The 16,706-nt window shown below is 66.6% G+C and carries 13 protein-coding genes and 3 rRNA genes; 10 read left to right on the top strand and 6 right to left on the bottom strand.

Annotated features, from left to right (window positions below; genetic code table 11):
* Position 1: 1 nt before the first annotated feature.
* Positions 2-352, bottom strand: a complete 351-nt coding sequence (locus HUO13_RS32305; protein WP_211898695.1) for an Rv3235 family protein — start codon at positions 350-352, stop codon at positions 2-4.
* Between the two features lie 699 nt (positions 353-1,051).
* On the opposite strand from HUO13_RS32305, the gene HUO13_RS32300 reads away from it, so the two are divergent.
* The 3 genes from HUO13_RS32300 to rrf all read left to right on the top strand — a co-directional run bounded on the left by HUO13_RS32300 (position 1,052) and on the right by rrf (position 6,126).
* A 16S ribosomal RNA gene (locus HUO13_RS32300) occupies positions 1,052-2,576 on the top strand.
* A gap of 237 nt (positions 2,577-2,813) precedes the next feature.
* Positions 2,814-5,886: ribosomal RNA gene (locus HUO13_RS32295) — 23S ribosomal RNA — on the top strand.
* Positions 5,887-6,009: 123 nt separating this feature from the next.
* Positions 6,010-6,126, top strand: a 5S ribosomal RNA gene (gene rrf, locus HUO13_RS32290).
* The 16S, 23S and 5S rRNA genes sit together here, the layout of an rRNA operon.
* 275 nt (positions 6,127-6,401) lie before the next feature.
* Here rrf and HUO13_RS32285 read toward each other — a convergent pair.
* Positions 6,402-7,163 (bottom strand): TrmH family RNA methyltransferase, encoded by a 762-nt coding sequence (locus HUO13_RS32285; protein WP_211898694.1) that lies wholly within the window; start codon positions 7,161-7,163, stop codon positions 6,402-6,404.
* Positions 7,164-7,231: 68 nt separating this feature from the next.
* Here HUO13_RS32285 and HUO13_RS32280 point away from each other — a divergent pair, with 68 nt between their 5' ends.
* Complete coding sequence (locus HUO13_RS32280) at positions 7,232-8,668, top strand: WS/DGAT/MGAT family O-acyltransferase (protein ID WP_211898693.1); 1,437 nt, start codon at positions 7,232-7,234, stop codon at positions 8,666-8,668.
* Positions 8,665-9,168 (top strand): DUF6912 family protein, encoded by a 504-nt coding sequence (locus tag HUO13_RS32275; RefSeq protein WP_211898692.1) that lies wholly within the window; start codon positions 8,665-8,667, stop codon positions 9,166-9,168. Before HUO13_RS32280 ends, HUO13_RS32275 begins: the two co-directional genes overlap by 4 nt.
* A gap of 276 nt (positions 9,169-9,444) precedes the next feature.
* Here HUO13_RS32275 and HUO13_RS32270 read toward each other — a convergent pair whose 3' ends face one another.
* From HUO13_RS32270 to aroA, 3 genes are all read right to left on the bottom strand, one after another.
* Complete coding sequence (locus HUO13_RS32270) at positions 9,445-10,233, bottom strand: hypothetical protein (protein WP_211898691.1); 789 nt, start codon at positions 10,231-10,233, stop codon at positions 9,445-9,447.
* 72 nt (positions 10,234-10,305) lie between these two features.
* Entirely contained in the window at positions 10,306-11,313 is a 1,008-nt protein-coding gene (gene rsgA / locus HUO13_RS32265; RefSeq protein WP_211898690.1) for a ribosome small subunit-dependent GTPase A, read from the bottom strand.
* The gene (gene aroA / locus HUO13_RS32260; RefSeq protein WP_211903309.1) at positions 11,313-12,581 is read right to left on the bottom strand and encodes a 3-phosphoshikimate 1-carboxyvinyltransferase; all 1,269 of its coding nucleotides are present in this window, start codon (positions 12,579-12,581) and stop codon (positions 11,313-11,315) included. Before aroA ends, rsgA begins: the two co-directional genes overlap by 1 nt.
* A 110-nt stretch (positions 12,582-12,691) precedes the next feature.
* Between aroA and HUO13_RS32255 the strand changes: the two genes are divergently transcribed.
* From HUO13_RS32255 to HUO13_RS32245, 3 genes are read left to right on the top strand one after another with little or no spacing between them, the layout of a single operon-like run.
* A complete protein-coding gene (locus HUO13_RS32255) occupies positions 12,692-13,450 on the top strand; it encodes an SOS response-associated peptidase (RefSeq protein ID WP_211898689.1) in 759 nt (252 codons plus the stop codon).
* A gap of 15 nt (positions 13,451-13,465) precedes the next feature.
* On the top strand, positions 13,466-14,176 hold the full coding sequence (locus HUO13_RS32250) for an SOS response-associated peptidase (RefSeq protein WP_211898688.1): 711 nt from the start codon (positions 13,466-13,468) through the stop codon (positions 14,174-14,176).
* Positions 14,173-14,784, top strand: a complete 612-nt coding sequence (locus HUO13_RS32245; RefSeq protein WP_211898687.1) for an alpha/beta hydrolase family protein — start codon at positions 14,173-14,175, stop codon at positions 14,782-14,784. Before HUO13_RS32250 ends, HUO13_RS32245 begins: the two co-directional genes overlap by 4 nt.
* Positions 14,785-14,896: 112 nt before the next feature.
* Here HUO13_RS32245 and ybaK read toward each other — a convergent pair whose 3' ends face one another.
* Positions 14,897-15,373, bottom strand: a complete 477-nt coding sequence (gene ybaK / locus HUO13_RS32240) for a Cys-tRNA(Pro) deacylase (protein ID WP_211898686.1) — start codon at positions 15,371-15,373, stop codon at positions 14,897-14,899.
* A 279-nt stretch (positions 15,374-15,652) separates the two neighbouring features.
* On the opposite strand from ybaK, the gene HUO13_RS32235 reads away from it, so the two are divergent.
* Positions 15,653-16,342 (top strand): sigma-70 family RNA polymerase sigma factor, encoded by a 690-nt coding sequence (locus tag HUO13_RS32235; RefSeq protein ID WP_211898685.1) that lies wholly within the window; start codon positions 15,653-15,655, stop codon positions 16,340-16,342.
* Positions 16,339-16,674, top strand: a complete 336-nt coding sequence (rsrA, locus tag HUO13_RS32230; protein WP_211898684.1) for a mycothiol system anti-sigma-R factor — start codon at positions 16,339-16,341, stop codon at positions 16,672-16,674. Before HUO13_RS32235 ends, rsrA begins: the two co-directional genes overlap by 4 nt.
* Positions 16,675-16,706 lie beyond the last annotated feature (32 nt).

Genomic DNA, 16,706 nt, shown 5'->3' with positions numbered 1-16,706 from the left:
CTCACAGCAGGGACAGCACGGTGCACACCCACCGTGCTTCCTCCTGCTCGAGTCGCATCACCAGGGCCCGGACCCGGCTGGTGGTTCCGACGATCAGGCAAGCCTCGACCGTGTGGTCATCGGTCAGGCTCGCGTGAACGGAACGCAGCCGGTGGTCCGGGCCCTCTGCGTACCACCGGGGCAGGAGCGCCAGGAGCAGTGCCGCGACCGGAGTCGACAGATGCCGGCGCAGCTGGGACAGGGACCTCCGCCCCGCGAGGACGTCGAGGATCTGCTCGCCGGCGGAGCGGGCGAGCGCGCAAGCGGTCCTGTCGGTCACCTCGGCACCGGCCGGAGTCAGGACTGCGGTCATGGAACCTCCCCTGGATCTGTTGATCTCCCGCATTACTGAGAGACGACGACCCCGGATCCGGTCACCTCCGAGCCGACATTGACCGGAACGTGTGACCACCGGCCATTGCGCCCAATCAGCCTCCACAACCGCATTCATGCCCCCTGACCTGGTGTTTTGTTGTTAATGGGGGGTGGTGTTCAGGGGGTGTTCAGGGTGCTGTAGATTTCTTCGTGTCAGAGCGGAACGGGCCGGACAGAAACGGGCCGGGCACTGACGGGGGTTGCGAACCAAGCTCCTGCCTTCGGGTGGTAGAGTGGGCGGCCTCGAAACACAAAGTGAGCTTTTGTTAGCTTGACTGGTGTTCACAACTCCATGCAGTGGCTCGAGGGTTTTGGTTGGGTTCGAGCGGGGAACGCGGAAGTGACCCCCCTGAAAACGCCGAATTTGAGTGCTGCTAGTGTGGTGGACACAAGCGAGAGGAAATGCTCCCCGGAGCTTCGCGGCCTGAAATTGGGGTCGGGGTGATGGTGTGGGTGTGTTCTTTGAGAACTCAACAGCGTGCCGATGATTTAGGTTAGTGTAGTTTTTATGCCCCTGAATCTCGTGGATGACCAGGGTTTTTGTGGTTGTTTGTCGGGGTTTGGTGGTTTCTTTGAGTATGGCGCTCCGACCCTGTGGGGTTGTTTGAGTGTCTGCTGGGATTGTTTTCGACAGTCATTGTTGGAGAGTTTGATCCTGGCTCAGGACGAACGCTGGCGGCGTGCTTAACACATGCAAGTCGAACGCTGAAGCATCTTCGGGTGTGGATGAGTGGCGAACGGGTGAGTAACACGTGGGTAATCTGCCCTGCACTCTGGGATAAGCCCGGGAAACTGGGTCTAATACCGGATAGGACACATGGCTGCATGGTCTGTGTGTGGAAAGTTCCGGCGGTGCAGGATGAGCCCGCGGCCTATCAGCTTGTTGGTGGGGTGATGGCCTACCAAGGCGACGACGGGTAGCCGGCCTGAGAGGGTGACCGGCCACACTGGGACTGAGACACGGCCCAGACTCCTACGGGAGGCAGCAGTGGGGAATCTTGCGCAATGGGCGAAAGCCTGACGCAGCAACGCCGCGTGGGGGATGACGGCCTTCGGGTTGTAAACCTCTTTCGACATCGACGAAGCCTTCGGGTGACGGTAGGTGTAGAAGAAGCACCGGCTAACTACGTGCCAGCAGCCGCGGTAATACGTAGGGTGCGAGCGTTGTCCGGATTTATTGGGCGTAAAGAGCTCGTAGGCGGTTTGTCGCGTCGTTCGTGAAAACTGGAGGCTTAACCTTCAGCTTGCGGTCGATACGGGCAGACTTGAGTTCGGTAGGGGAGACTGGAATTCCTGGTGTAGCGGTGAAATGCGCAGATATCAGGAGGAACACCGGTGGCGAAGGCGGGTCTCTGGGCCGATACTGACGCTGAGGAGCGAAAGCGTGGGGAGCGAACAGGATTAGATACCCTGGTAGTCCACGCCGTAAACGTTGGGCGCTAGGTGTGGGGACTGTTTCCACGGTTCCTGTGCCGTAGCTAACGCATTAAGCGCCCCGCCTGGGGAGTACGGCCGCAAGGCTAAAACTCAAAGGAATTGACGGGGGCCCGCACAAGCGGCGGAGCATGTGGATTAATTCGATGCAACGCGAAGAACCTTACCTGGGTTTGACATGCACTAGATTGCCTCAGAGATGGGGTTTCCCTTGTGGTTGGTGTACAGGTGGTGCATGGCTGTCGTCAGCTCGTGTCGTGAGATGTTGGGTTAAGTCCCGCAACGAGCGCAACCCTTATCCTGTGTTGCCAGCACGTAATGGTGGGGACTCGCGGGAGACTGCCGGGGTCAACTCGGAGGAAGGTGGGGATGACGTCAAGTCATCATGCCCCTTATGTCCAGGGCTTCACACATGCTACAATGGCCGGTACAGAGGGTTGCGATACTGTGAGGTGGAGCGAATCCCTTAAAGCTGGTCTCAGTTCGGATCGGGGTCTGCAACTCGACCCCGTGAAGTCGGAGTCGCTAGTAATCGCAGATCAGCATTGCTGCGGTGAATACGTTCCCGGGCCTTGTACACACCGCCCGTCACGTCATGAAAGTCGGTAACACCCGAAGCCCATGGCCCAACCCTTTGTGGGGGGGAGTGGTCGAAGGTGGGACTGGCGATTGGGACGAAGTCGTAACAAGGTAGCCGTACCGGAAGGTGCGGCTGGATCACCTCCTTTCTAAGGAGCAGCATTCACTTCCATCGAACTGAGTTCGGTGGGGTGTCCGCAGCGTAGTGCCCGTGTGTGGTGCTGTTGTGGGTGCTCGGAGGATTAGTGGAAACGCTGACCGTTCACCAATGTTGTGTGTGTTGGTGTGGAGGTTGTTGGCACGTTGTTGGGTCCTGAGGGAACACGCTTGTGTGTTGTCTTCTGGTTGTTGTTTGAGAACTGTATAGTGGATGCGAGCATCTTTGTGGCCAAGTTTGAAAGGGCACATGGTGGATGCCTTGGCACCAGGAGCCGATGAAGGACGTGGGAGGCTGCGATATGCCTCGGGGAGTTGTCAACCGAGCTGTGATCCGAGGATGTCCGAATGGGGAAACCCAGCCCGAGTGATGTCGGGTTACCAGCATCTGAATGTATAGGGTGTTGGGGGGAACGCGGGGAAGTGAAACATCTTAGTACCCGTAGGAAGAGAAAACACTGGTGATTCCGTGAGTAGTGGCGAGCGAAAGCGGAGGAGGCTAAACCGTGCATGTGGGATACCTGGCAGGGGTTGCGTGTGCGGTGTTGTGGGGCGCTGCTGGAGGAGGCTGCTGACTCTTCAGCGTGTGTGTGTTGGTTAGTTGAACAGGTTGGGATGCCTGGCCGGAGTGGGTGAGAGTCCCGTAGGCGAAAATCGATGCACTGCGTGTGGTGGTGTTCCCGAGTAGCAGCGTTTCCGTGGAGGGCGCTGTGAATCTGGCGGGACCACTCGCTAAGCCTAAATACTTCCTGGTGACCGATAGCGGATAGTACCGTGAGGGAATGGTGAAAAGTACCCCGGGAGGGGAGTGAAAGAGTTCCTGAAACCGTGTGCCTACAATCCGTCAGAGCCTTTGGGTGATGGCGTGCCTTTTGAAGAATGAGCCTGCGAGTTGCTGCTGCGTGGCGAGGTTAACCCGTGTGTGGGGTAGCCGGAGCGAAAGCGAGTCTGAAGAGGGCGTTGAGTCGCGTGGTGCAGACCCGAAGCGGGGTGATCTACCCATGGCCAGGGTGAAGCGCGGGTAAGACCGTGTGGAGGCCCGAACCCACCAGGGTTGAAAACCTGGGGGATGAGTTGTGGGTAGGGGTGAAAGGCCAATCAAACTCCGTGATAGCTGGTTCTCCCCGAAATGCATTTAGGTGCAGCGTTGCGTGTTTCCCGGGTGGGGTAGAGCACTGGTTGGCTGATGGGCCCTATCAGGTTACTGACGTCAGCCAAACTCCGAATACGCCTTGGGTGAAGCGTGGCAGTGAGACGGCGGGGGAGAAGCTTCGTCGTCGAGAGGGAAACAGCCCAGAACACCGGCTAAGGCCCCTAAGTGTGTGCTTAGTGGGAAAGGATGTGGGATCGCTGAGACAACCAGGAGGTTGGCTTAGAAGCAGCCATCCTTGAAAGAGTGCGTAATAGCTCACTGGTCAAGTGGTCCTGCGCCGACAATGTAGCGGGGCTGAAGTACACCGCCGAAGCCGTGTCAATGCGACTGATGTTGTGTTGGGTAGGGGAGCGTCCTGCATGCAGTGAAGTGCCGCCGTAAGGTTGGTGTGGAGTGTGTGGGAGTGAGAATGCAGGCATGAGTAGCGAGTGCAGAGTGAGAATCTCTGCCGCCGGATGACTAAGGGTTCCTGGGGCAGGTTCGTCCGCCCAGGGTGAGTCGGGGCCTAAGGCGAGGCCGACAGGCGTAGTCGATGGATAACGGGTTGATATTCCCGTACCCGTGCATATGCGTCCATGGTGAAACGGTTGAGACTAACCATCCGCTGGCTGTGTGAGTTTTCGGACGAGCATGGTTGGTGCATGGGACCTGATTCCGCGGTAGTCAAGTGATGGGGTGACGCAGGAGGGTAGCTCTGCCAGTGAGTGGTAGTACTGGTGTAAGCCTGTAGCCCGGTGTGTAGGTAAATCCGCATGCCATAGGGGTGAGGGGTGATGCGTAGCCGTGGTGGTGAAGTGAGTGATCCCATGCTGCCGAGAAAAGCCTCTAGCGAGTGTGTGCATGGCCCGTACCCGAAACCGACACAGGTGGTCAGGTAGAGTATACCGAGGCGGTCGGGTGAACTGTGGTTAAGGAATTCGGCAAAATGCCCCCGTAACTTCGGGAGAAGGGGGGCCATTGCTGGTGAACGTCCGTGCGGCGGGAGCTGGTGGTGGCCGCAGAGGCCAGGGAGAAGCGACTGTTTATTAAAAACACAGGTCCGTGCGAAGTCGTAAGACGATGTATACGGACTGACGCCTGCCCGGTGCTGGAACGTTAAGAGGACCCGTTAGCCCCTTTGGGGGTGAAGCGGAGAATTTAAGCGCCAGTAAACGGCGGTGGTAACTATAACCATCCTAAGGTAGCGAAATTCCTTGTCGGGTAAGTTCCGACCTGCACGAATGGCGTAACGACTTCTCCGCTGTCTCGACCACAGGCCCGGTGAAATTGCAGTACGAGTAAAGATGCTCGTTTCGCGCGGCAGGACGGAAAGACCCCGGGACCTTTACTATAGCTTGGTATTGGTGTTTGGTTCGGCTTGTGTAGGATAGGTGGGAGACTGGGAAGCGCTCACGCTAGTGGGTGTGGAGTCGTTGTTGAAATACCACTCTGGTCGTTCTGGGCATCTTAACCTCGGGCCCTGATCGGGTTCAGGGACAGTGCCTGGTGGGTAGTTTAACTGGGGCGGTTGCCTCCTAAAGGGTAACGGAGGCGCCCAAAGGTTCCCTCAGCCTGGTTGGCAATCAGGTGTTGAGTGTAAGTGTATAAGGGAGCTTGACTGTGAGACTGACGGGTCGAGCAGGTGCGAAAGCAGGGACTAGTGATCCGGCACTGGCTGGTGGAAGCGGTGTCGCTCAACGGATAAAAGGTACCCCGGGGATAACAGGCTGATCTTGCCCAAGAGTCCATATCGACGGCATGGTTTGGCACCTCGATGTCGGCTCGTCGCATCCTGGGGCTGGAGTTGGTCCCAAGGGTTGGGCTGTTCGCCCATTAAAGCGGCACGCGAGCTGGGTTTAGAACGTCGTGAGACAGTTCGGTCCCTATCCGCCGCGCGCGTAGGAGACTTGCGGAAGGCTGTCCCTAGTACGAGAGGACCGGGACGGACGGACCTCTGGTGTGCCAGTTGTCCCGCCAGGGGCATGGCTGGTTGGCTATGTTCGGAAGGGATAACCGCTGAAAGCATCTAAGCGGGAAGCCTGTTCCTAGATGAGGTCTCCCTCCCCTTTGTGGGTTAAGGCCCCCAAGAGATGATTGGGTTGATAGGCTCGACATGGAAGTCCAGTAATGGATGGAGTGGACGGGTACTAATAGGCCGAGGACTTGTTCACAAAGGTTGCTGCGCATCCACTATACGGTGTCTGAAACAACAATCAGACACATAATTGAATGTTCCACTGTGTGGAGCCCTAAGGTTTCCTGCCTGCACGTGGGTGTGTGGTGGGGTGGGGTTTGTCGGTGGCGATAGCGGTGGGGAAACGCCCGGTCCCTTTCCGAACCCGGAAGCTAAGCCTGCCAGCGCCGATGGTACTGCACTCGACAGGGTGTGGGAGAGTAGGACACCGCCGACAATCAACGAGAGATGGTGGGGTCACCCGAGTATTCGGGTGACCCCACCATTTTCGTGTTTCCGGGGCTTGCTGGGGTGTTGGGTGTGGCGGGGACGGGAGCTGCCTGACGGGGCGGAACCTGCCCCAACGTCTTTGTGTGTGTGTGTGTCTTGTGGGCGTGTGGGTGTTGTGGTGGCCGGTTTGTTGGGTGGTACGGCGGCCGGCTGGGTGTGTGGTGTGGTGTGTGGGGCTGCCCCGGGTCGGGGCCGCCCCTTTTCTGTTTCTGCTCGCTTGCGTTATTTGCCGGCGCGGCGGAGGAGTTCGAAGCAGAGCACCGCGGCCGCGCTTGCGACGTTGAGGGATTCGACTCCGCCGCGCATGGGGATGGAGACGGACTGGGCGATGCGGGTCTGCACGTCCTCCGACAGGCCGGCTGTTTCACTGCCCAGCACGAACACCGCGCGGGAACCGAAGTCGGCTTCGTAGATGGATTCCTGAGCGCCGGCTTCCAGGGCGTAGAGCGGGTAACCCGCCTCGGTCAGCAGCTCCGCGGCGTGGCCCGCTGTCTGGGCGCGCAGCACGGGAGCGTGGAAGGCGACTCCGGCGGAGGCCTTGATGACCAGGGGGTCCAGGCCCGCGACTCCTCGGTGCGGGACGACGATGCCGTCGATGCCGGCCGCGGTGGCCGTGCGCAGGATCATCCCGACGTTGGCCGGGGTGGTGAGGCCGTCGAGGAGCAGGACGTTGCGCGGCGCGGTCGCCGGGTCCTCGAGGGCGTCGGCTAGCGGGCGCATCTTGCGGGCGACGACGTCGGCGAGCACACCCTGGTCGTGCCTGCCGTTGCCGGCCAGCACCTTCACCCGGTGCGCGCTCGCGCGCTGCACGCGGACCGCGCGGTCGGCGGCGGCCTCCTTGATCTCGTTGATGACCGCTCCGCCAAGGCCCTCCGCGATGATCACCTTGTCCACGCGCAGGTCGTAGTCGCTCAGCGCTTCGAGCACCGGCTTCCGGCCGTAGACGGTGACGAATCGATCTTTGGGGGACACTTCGCTGGTCACCCGTCAAGTGTCACATGCCCGGCCCGGGAGTCCCCGCTCGCCGCCGTCGATGTGCCAATATCGCGGACATGCCGGATCGCCTCTCCGCCCTCGACGCGTCCTTCCTCTACCTCGAGGACTACACGACGCCGATGCACGTCGGCGGGGTGGCGGTGTTCCGGCGACCGCGCACGGGCTTCGACTACGACGACGTGCTGGCCATGATCGAACGCAGGCTGGCGCTGATCCCCCGCTACCGCCAGCGCGTAATGCAGGTGCCGGGCAAGCTGGCCCGCCCGGTGTGGGTGGACGACCAGGACTTCGACATCACCTACCACGTGCGCCGCTCCGCGCTGCCGAAGCCGGGCACCGACGACCAGCTGCACGACCTGGCCGCGCGCCTGATGTCGCGCAAGCTCGACCACGCGCGTCCGCTCTGGGAGATCTACCTCGTCGAGGGCCTGTCGAAGAACCGGGTCGCGGTGATCACCAAGACCCACCAGGCGATGGTCGACGGCATCGGCGCGATCGACATCGGGCAGGTGATCCTCGACGTCTCGCGAACACCGGAGGTACCGGACCGCGAGGAGCTGTGGATGCCGCAGCCGCAGCCGACCCGCTCGCAGCTCGTGCTGGAAGCGGTCACCGACGCCGTGCAGAGCCCGGGCGAGGTGGTCGAGAACGTGCGGGCGGCCGTGGTCGACGCGACGGCGACGGTGCAGAAGGTCACGAGCACGCTCGGCGGTTTCGCCTCGGCGCTGCGGGCCGCGGTGGTGCCCGCTCCGGTGGGCCCGCTGAACGGACCGACGTCGCGGCATCGCCGCTTCGCGGTCGCGCGCACCCGGCTCGAAGACCTCCGCCGCGTCCGCCGGGCGCACGGCGGCACCGTCAACGACGTGGTGCTGGCGGTGGTGACGGGAGCCCTGCGCAACTGGCTGCTGTCGCGCGGCGAGGTCGTGTCCGGTTCGACGACGCTGCGGGCGATGGTGCCGATGTCGGTGCGGGCCGACGACGCGGCGGCGAAGGAGACCTACCCCGACACCAGCAGCCTCCCGATCGGCTCGGTGGGCAACCGGGTGTCGGCGTACCTGGTGGACCTGCCGGTCGGCGAGGCGAACCCGATCGTGCGGCTGCACCACATCAGCCACGCGACGCGAGCGCACGCCGAGTCCGGGCAGTCGGTCGCGGCCGGTGCGCTGGTGAAGCTGTCGGGCTTCGCACCGCCGACGCTGCACGCGCTGGGCGCGAGGGTCGCCAACGGCTTCTCGGACCGGCTGTTCAACGTGCTGGTCACCAACGTTCCCGGTCCGCAGGTGCCGCTGTACACCGCGGGAGCGAAGATGATGGAGATGTTCCCGGTGGTCCCGCTGGCCAAGAACCAGTCGCTGTCGATCGGCGTGACCTCCTACGACGGCGGGGTCTACTTCGGCCTCAACGCGGACCGGGACGCGATGTCCGACGTGGACGTGCTGGCGGCGATGATCGGGGAAGCAGTGGACGAGATGATCGGGACGGTCGACGCATGAGGGTTTATCTGCCCGCCACGCTGCGGATGTTGCGGCAACTGGTCGAGGACAAGCAACTCCAGCCGCTCAGCGGGACGGCGTTCGCGCTGACGCCTGCGTTGCGCGAGTCCTACGCGAGCGGCGACACGGAGGAACTGGAGTACGCGGCGATGCGCGAGGCGGCGCGAGCGTCGCTGAGGCTCATCGCGAGTGAGCAGAGCGAGGGCGAGAAGACGGAGTTCCGCCGCGTGGTGGTCTCCGCCGACATCGACGACGTGGCGCTGCGGCCGGACCTGGACCACGCGGTGGTGCGTCTGTCCGGCCCGGTGCCGTGGAAGAAGGTCGCCGCGGTGCACGTCGACTCGGCGGATGCAGAAGAGGCGGTGCGCAACGCGGCCGAGGTGATCGACGCGGCCGACCTCGGCGACCCGGACGCGGACTTCACGCTCGGGGAGGCCGAAGACCACGAGCTCGCCTGGTACGCGCCGCAGGAAGTGCCCTTCCTGCTGGAGCTGATGTGAGCTGACCGCTGGAGTCGGGGCGGTTGCGCGTCCGGGCCGGGCGACTGCGTGTCGGCGGTCGAGGACGGTGGCCCTTCGGGTGTGGAACGCCTGCGTGGGGGAGCCACCAGTGGCAGAACCAAGCGCGGGGTGACTGCGTGGGGAAGTTGTCGGCGGGCGCGGAATCAAGTGTGGGACGACCGGGGGCGAGCCGTCGGCGGGCGCAGAACCGGCTGAGCTGATGCGCCGCATGCCTTCGCCCGGGGCCAGCCCCGCAGCACGCTCGGTCGGCTCCGCTCAGCGCGGCGGGCGCTCCGCCTCGGGCGGCGGCCCCTCCGGGAAGGCGCCGACGAGGTGCTCGGGCGGAGCCTGGATGTTGGTGGGTGCGCCCCAGTCGCGGTAGGTCGAGGTCAGGGACACGCGACCGGCCTGGGCGACGTCGCGCGTCGCGCTGAAGCGGGCGGGTAGGCCGGCCTCGTCGACCCACAGCTCGTAGCCGCGCTCACCGGCCGGCGCGGCGACGCGCAGGTCGTAGCGGGTGACCGGCTTGCCGTCGATCTGGTCCTGGCCGCTGGACTGGATGCGGGTCGCCTGCTCGACGTCGGCGAAGGCCGCCCGCGGGTCGAGAGCCTCGCGAAGCTGTTCCACCGCCGGACTGAGCAGCTTCGCGGCGAAGTCGGAGCCGCCCGGGACGATGCGCAGCCACGGCCGGTTCGGCTGCGGCCGGGTCATCGGCGAGTTGAGGTAGCCGACACCGTCGACGACCGCGACCTCGACGCGCTGCCTCGGCTGGTTCCGCGGCTGGTTGTGACCCGTCAGCGACAGGTCTGCGAGCGGCTTGTGGTAGTTCACCGAGCTTTCGGCCGTCAGCTCGCCGAGGAGACCGAGATCGCCGGTGACGGTGCCGCGGACGCTGCCGCGTTCGGCGATGCGCTGGTTGACCGAATCGATCAGCGGTGCCGCGGTGGGCCGGGGATCAGGCCGGGCGACGGCACCGGGGGACGGTCGTGGCGGCGGTGCGCTGCAGGCTGCGGCGAGCAGGACGAGACCAGCGGATACGGCGGCGGTGATCCCGGCTCGTGGCATCGGCGAGCTCCTGGGGGCGGGAGGTGGCGGGCCTCCTCCACGCTAACAACGGTGCGGCGGCGCCACAGGATCTCAGGATTCGTCCAGACCGGCGCGGGAGCGCAGCAATCTGCGCAGCGACGCCAGCTGTTCCTTGTTCCCGCTGCCCTCGGCGAAGTCGCCGAGGTGGCAGTCGGGGTCGTCGGATCCGCCCAGATGTCCGCAGTTCGGCGGGCATTCCTCGGCCGCCTCGGCGAAACCCTCGAACGCCGCGATCACGTCGTCGGGTGTGACGTGGGCGAGTCCGAACGAGCGGATGCCGGGGGTGTCGACCACCCAACCTTCGCCCGGAAGTGGTAGCGCCACCGCCGATGTCGAGGTGTGCCTGCCCTTGCCGACTCCGCTGACCTCACCGGTGGCGCGGTCGGCGTCGGGCACCAGCCGATTGACCAAAGTGGACTTGCCGACGCCGGAGTGGCCGACCAGCGCCGAGACCCGCTGCTCCAGCCGGTCGCGCAGCTCGGTGGGTTCGGCGTCCATCCGGGTGACGATGACCGGCAGCTCCAGCGACGCGTACGCCTCGATCCACTCGTCGGGCGAGGCGAGGTCGGACTTGGTCAGGCACAGCACCGGGGTGAGCCCGCCCGCGTAGGCGGCGACGAGGCAGCGGTCGATGAAGCCGGGGCGCGGCGGCGGGTCGGCCAGCGAGCAGACGATGATCAGCTGCGCGGCGTTGGCGACCACGATCCGCTCGTAGGGGTCGGTGTCGTCGGCGGTGCGGCGCAGGACGCTGCCGCGGTCGCTGACCCGGACGATGCGGGCGAGGCTGTCGGGTTTGCCGGAGGTGTCGCCGACCAGGCCGACCAGGTCGCCGACGACAACCGGCGTGCGGCCGAGCTCGCGGGCCCGCATCGCCACCACCAGGCGTTCCGGGTCACCGGCGAGCGCACACGTCCAGCGCCCCCGGTCGACGGCGACGACCATCGCCTCCTCGGCGTCGGCGTGGTCCGGGCGCCGCTTGCTGCGCGGCCGGCTGCCCCGGCGTCCGGGGCGAACCCGGACGTCGGACTCGTCGAGCTCCCGCCAGCCGCGCCGGGCCATCAGTCCACCGCCCCGAGCATCGACGACCACATGCCGGGGAAGTCGGGGATCGTCTTGCGCGTGGTGGCGATGTCCTCGACCAGGACGCCGGGCACCAGCAGACCGAGGATCGCGCCCGCGGTAGCCATTCGGTGGTCGGCGTAGGAGTGCCAGTTGCCGCCGGTCAGCGGGCGGGGCTCGATGAGCAGGCCGTCGTCGGTCTGCTCGACGTCGCCGCCTAGGCCGGTGAGCTCGCGCTGGAGCGCGGCGAGCCGGTCGGTCTCGTGCCCGCGCAGGTGCGCGACGCCGCGCAGGCGGGAGCGGCCGGCCGCGAAGGCGGCCAGCGCGGCGACGGTGGGAGTGAGCTCACCGACGTCGTGCAGGTCGATGTCCAGCGGGGCCAGCTCCGCGGGGCCGGTGACGGTGAGCCCAGCCGGGCCCAGCTCCACGGTGGCGCCCATCCGGGCGAGGATGTCGCGGATCGCGTCGCCCGCCTGATCGGTGCGCTCGGGCCATCCCGGCACGGTCACGGAGCCGCCGGTGACCGCGGCCGCGGCCAGGAACGGTGTCGCGTTGGACAGGTCGGGCTCGACGTCGAGGTCCAGCGCGCGGATCGGGCCGGGGGCGACGCGCCAGACGTCCCACGTGCTGTCGTCGACCTCCACGCCGGCGGCGCGCAGCATCGACACCGTCATGTCGATGTGCGGCAGCGACGGGACGGGCTCGCCCGCGTGGGTCACGGTGACGCCCTGCTCGAAGCACGGCGCCGACAGAAGCAGGCCGGATACGAACTGCGACGACGCGGAGGCGTCGATGGTGACCGCACCGCCCGCGAGCTTGCCGGTGCCGTGCAGCTCGAACGGCAGCGAGTCGCCGCTGATGTCGGCTCCCAGCGCGCGCAGCGCGTTCAGCACCGCGTCCAGCGGCCGCTCCCGCGCCCTGGGGTCGCCGTCGAAGGTGACGCGGCCCTCGGCGAGCGCGGCGACCGGTGGCAGGAACCGCATCACGGTGCCCGCCAGCCCGCAGTCGACCTCGGCCGGGCCGCGCAAGGGGCCCGGGGCGACCCGCCAGGAGCCTTCCGGCCCGTCCTGGAGGTCTGAGCCCAGCGCGCGCAGCGCCTCGGCCATCAGCTCGGTGTCGCGGCTGCGCAGCGGGCCGCGCAGGGTGGACGGTCCTTCGGCGAGCGCGGCCAGTACCAGCGCACGGTTGGTGATCGACTTCGAGCCGGGTACCGGGACGGTCGCGCGGACTGCGCCGGATGCCGCTGGAGCAGGCCAGAACTGGGTCATACCGGATATGATCCCCCACCTGGACTCCAGGTCGCCCGGGACGGGGTCGCCCGTGTCGGTGGGTGCTGTCACGATGATGTCCCACGGCCGGAAACAGGAGGTCCCCAGGCATGTGCGGCAGGTACGCCTCCACGAAGGATCCCGCGAAGCTGGCAGCCGAGTTCGCCGCGGTCGACGCGACCGGCGACGCCGCGCCGGGGGCCGACTACAACGTCGCGCCGACCAAGAGCGTCTTCAGCGTCGTCGCACGTCACCCGCGTGACGAGGCCGGTGAGCGCGACGAGTCGCGCACCGAGCGCACCATCTGGCTGATGCGCTGGGGGCTGGTGCCGAGCTGGGCCAAGAGCATCTCGGTCGGCAACCGCATGATCAACGCCAAGTCCGAGACCGTCACCAGCAAGCCGGCCTTTCGCAGCCCGATCAAGCGCCAGCGCTGCCTGCTGCCCGCCGACGGCTGGTACGAGTGGAAGCGCGACGGGCAGGTCAAGCAGCCGTACTTCATGACCACCCAGGACGGGTCGAGCCTGGCCATGGCCGGGATCTGGTCGACCTGGCGCGACCCGGAGGCAGGCCCCGACGCGCCACCGCTGGTGAGCTGCTCGGTGCTGACCACCGACGCCGTTGGCCCGCTGACCGACATCCACGAGCGGATGCCGCTGCTGCTCGCGCCGACGGTGTGGGAGCGCTGGCTGGACCCGGACAACGCCGAGGTCGGTGAGCTGCTCGCGCCGCCGACGCGCGACCTGGTGGACGAGCTGGAGCTGCGCCCGGTGTCGACCGCGGTGAACAACGTCCGCAACAACGGCGCCGAGCTGCTCGAGCGCGTCGACCCGGACCCCGCCCCGGTAGGTTTGGACCATGATGGTTAGCCCGGGTGAGCGCTGATGTGCGGCAGGTACGCCCAACGGCAGGACCCGGCCGCGCTGGCCGGTGAGTTCGAGGCGGTCGACCGCACCGGCGGTTCGGTGGGGCCGGACTACAACGTCACGCCGACCAAGACGGTCCCGATCGTCGTCGAACGCGGTGGCGAGCGCAGCGTGCGCCCGGTGCGGTGGGGCCTGGTGCCCACCTGGGCCAAGGACACCGCCAGCGGCCCGCCGATGATCAACGCTCGTGCGGAGTCGATCACCAGCAAGCCCGCCTATGCCGAGTCCGCGGCGCGGCGGCGGTGCCTGCTGCCCGCGGCCGGCTGGTACGAGTGGCGGCCCGGTGACAAGCGGCGGCAGCCGTACCTGTGCCGGCGCGGAGACGGGGCGAGCATGGCGCTGGCCGCGGTGTTCTCGGCGTGGTGGCCGCCCAGCGGCGACCCGCTGGTCACCTGCGCTGTCGTCACCACAGACGCGGTCGGGGAGCTCGCCGACATACACCACCGCATGCCGCTGGTGCTGCCCCGCTCCGCGTGGGCGGGCTGGCTGGACCCGCAGCGCACGGAGGTCCCGGAGCTGCTGAGCCCGCAGCCCGGGGTGCTCGACGAGCTCGTGCTGCACCCGGTGTCGACCGAGGTCAACAGCATCCGCAACAACCGCCCGGAGCTGCTGGAGCGGGCCGAGCCCGTGCCGGAGCCCGCCGAGCAGGCAGCGCTGTTCGAGTCATGACCAGGGTCGAGGTGGACACCCCGCACGGCCCCGCACGGGCCGAGCTGCACTGTGCCGAGGAGGGCCGGGCGGCGTTGCTGCTCGGCCACGGCGCGGGCGGCGGTATCTCCGCGCCCGACCTGGTGGCGGTCACCCGTGCCGCGACCGCGGCCGACGTGCACGTGGCGCTGGTCGAGCAGCCTTACCGGGTCGCGGGTCGCCGGGCGCCTGCGCCGGCCAGGCAGCTCGACGCGGCGTGGCTGGCAGTGGCCGACGACCTGGGCGTACGCTGGTTCGCCGACCTGCCGCTGATCTTCGGTGGGCGGTCGTCGGGGGCGCGGGTCGCGTGCCGGACGGCGGAGGCGGGTGAGGCGTCGGCCGTGCTGTGCCTGGCGTTCCCGCTGCACCCGCCGGGCAAGCCGGAGAAGAGCAGGCTCGGCGAGCTCGACGGCGTCGAGAGCCCGGTGCTGGTGGTGCAGGGCGAGCGCGACTCGTTCGGCCAGCCCGAGCCCTCGCACAACCGCGAGGTGGTGCTGGTGCCCGGCGACCACTCGCTCAAGGCCGACACCGACTCCGTCTTCCGCGCCGCCCAGGAGTGGCTCGGGCGCATCCTGCGCCTGGTCGAGTAGCGCTCCCGCGACGTGGGAAAAGGTGTGGCGATCAGCCCGTCGTCGCGTGCAGGATCAGCGAGTGTTCAACGCCGGCCTGGCCACAGCCCCCGCGAGCGTGCGGTCGGCTGCCTCAGGCGGCGATTTCAGCTATCTGCGCGTCGAGCAGGCGCACCAGGTCGGACGGGTCGAGCTCGATCTCCAGGCCGCGCCGCCCGGCGCTGCAGTAGATGGTGTCGAAGCCCTTCGCCGAGCTGTCGACGACCACCGGCAGCCGCTTCTTCTGCCCCAACGGCGAGATGCCTCCCGCGACGTAGCCGGTGGCCCGCTCCGCGGCGGCCATCTCGGCCATCTTCGCCTTCTTCCCGCCGCAGGCGGCGGCCAGCGCCTTCAGGTCGAGCTGCCCGGTGACGGGCACCACACCCACGGCCAGCCGCCCGTCGACCTCGGCGACCAGCGTCTTGAAGACCCGCTCCGGTGCCAGCCCGAGCACCTCGGCGGCTTCCAGTCCGTAGGACTCCGCGCGCGGGTCGTGCTCGTAAGCGTGCACGTGATGCGGAACACGCTGCTTGGCCAGCAGCGCGGTAGCCGGGGTGCCCTTGCCTGCCATGGGGTCAACCCTAGAGCCGCCCGCCACCGGGTTTCGCGGTGCGGCCAGGGTGATCGGAGGCACCCGTGAAGCGGAATAACCGCCCGCCCGGTGCGCGTTGGATCGGGCGTGCCAACAGAGCAGACGAACACTTGCGTACTCGACCGACCAGGTGCGGAGCCGGTTTCGTCCACGAGTGGGCCCGGGGCGCGCCGCGTATCCTCGAAGCCGAGCCATGCGCAGGACCGCATGGGTTCGTCGCCAGTTGTCACCAAGTCCTGGCGACGGGAAAGGAGCCAGGTGCCTAGCACCCCCCAGCCGCCGAGCAACGCTGGGCAGCTCGACACTGCCGAGGACCAGCGCCCGGACCAGACGGTTTCCGCAGACGGACAGGTCGAGGAGACCGAGGACGAACGCGCCGCACGGTTCGAGCGCGACGCGATGCCGCTGCTGGACCAGCTCTACGGTGCGGCGCTGCGGATGACCCGCAACGCACCCGACGCCGAGGACCTGGTGCAGGAGACCTACCTCAAGGCGTACTCGGCGTTCAAGTCCTTCGCCCAGGGCACCAACCTGAAGGCGTGGCTGTACCGGATCCTGACCAACACCTACATCAACGGCTACCGGAAGCGCCAGCGCCAGCCGCAGCAGCAGCCGACCGACGAGATCGCCGACTGGCAGCTCGCGCAGGCGGAGAACCACACCTCCAGCGGCCTGCGTTCCGCTGAGGTGGAAGCGCTGGACCGGCTCCCCGACACTGACGTCAAGAACGCGTTGCAGCAGCTCGCCGAAGAGTTCCGCATGGTCGTCTACCTTGCCGATGTCGAAGGCTTCGCGTACAAGGAGATCGCCGAGATCATGGGGACCCCCATCGGCACCGTCATGTCGCGGCTGCACCGCGGCCGCAGGCAACTGCGCGACATGCTCACCGATGTCGCACGCGACCGCGGGTTCCTGCGGGAGAACAAGCGGGAGGTGAGCACTTCATGAGCAGAGGCGAGCGAGAGCACACCTCTTGCGACGACGTGCTCGCCGAGGTGTGGCTGTTCCTGGACAACGAGTGCGACCGCGAGCGCCGCGCGATCCTGCAGCGCCACCTGGACGACTGCGGGAGCTGCCTGGAGCACTACGGCCTCGAGGAGCACATCAAGGCGCTGCTGCACCGCAAGTGCAGCGGTGAGCACGCACCCAAGGAGCTGCGCGACCGGCTGCGTGCGTCGATCCGCGAGACGGTGCTCCGACAGGCCGAGGTCACCGTCGAGCATGGCCCGGATGGCACCTCCGTGGAAGTGCGCACGAGGAAAACCTCGTCGGCGGAGTAGACGACGCCGATGAGCCGGACGCAGGAAGGGCC

Origin of the sequence: Saccharopolyspora erythraea, from assembly GCF_018141105.1 — a bacterium.
Lineage (GTDB): Bacteria > Actinomycetota > Actinomycetes > Mycobacteriales > Pseudonocardiaceae > Saccharopolyspora_D > Saccharopolyspora_D erythraea_A.
This window is presented reverse-complemented; position numbering and strand designations above follow the sequence as displayed.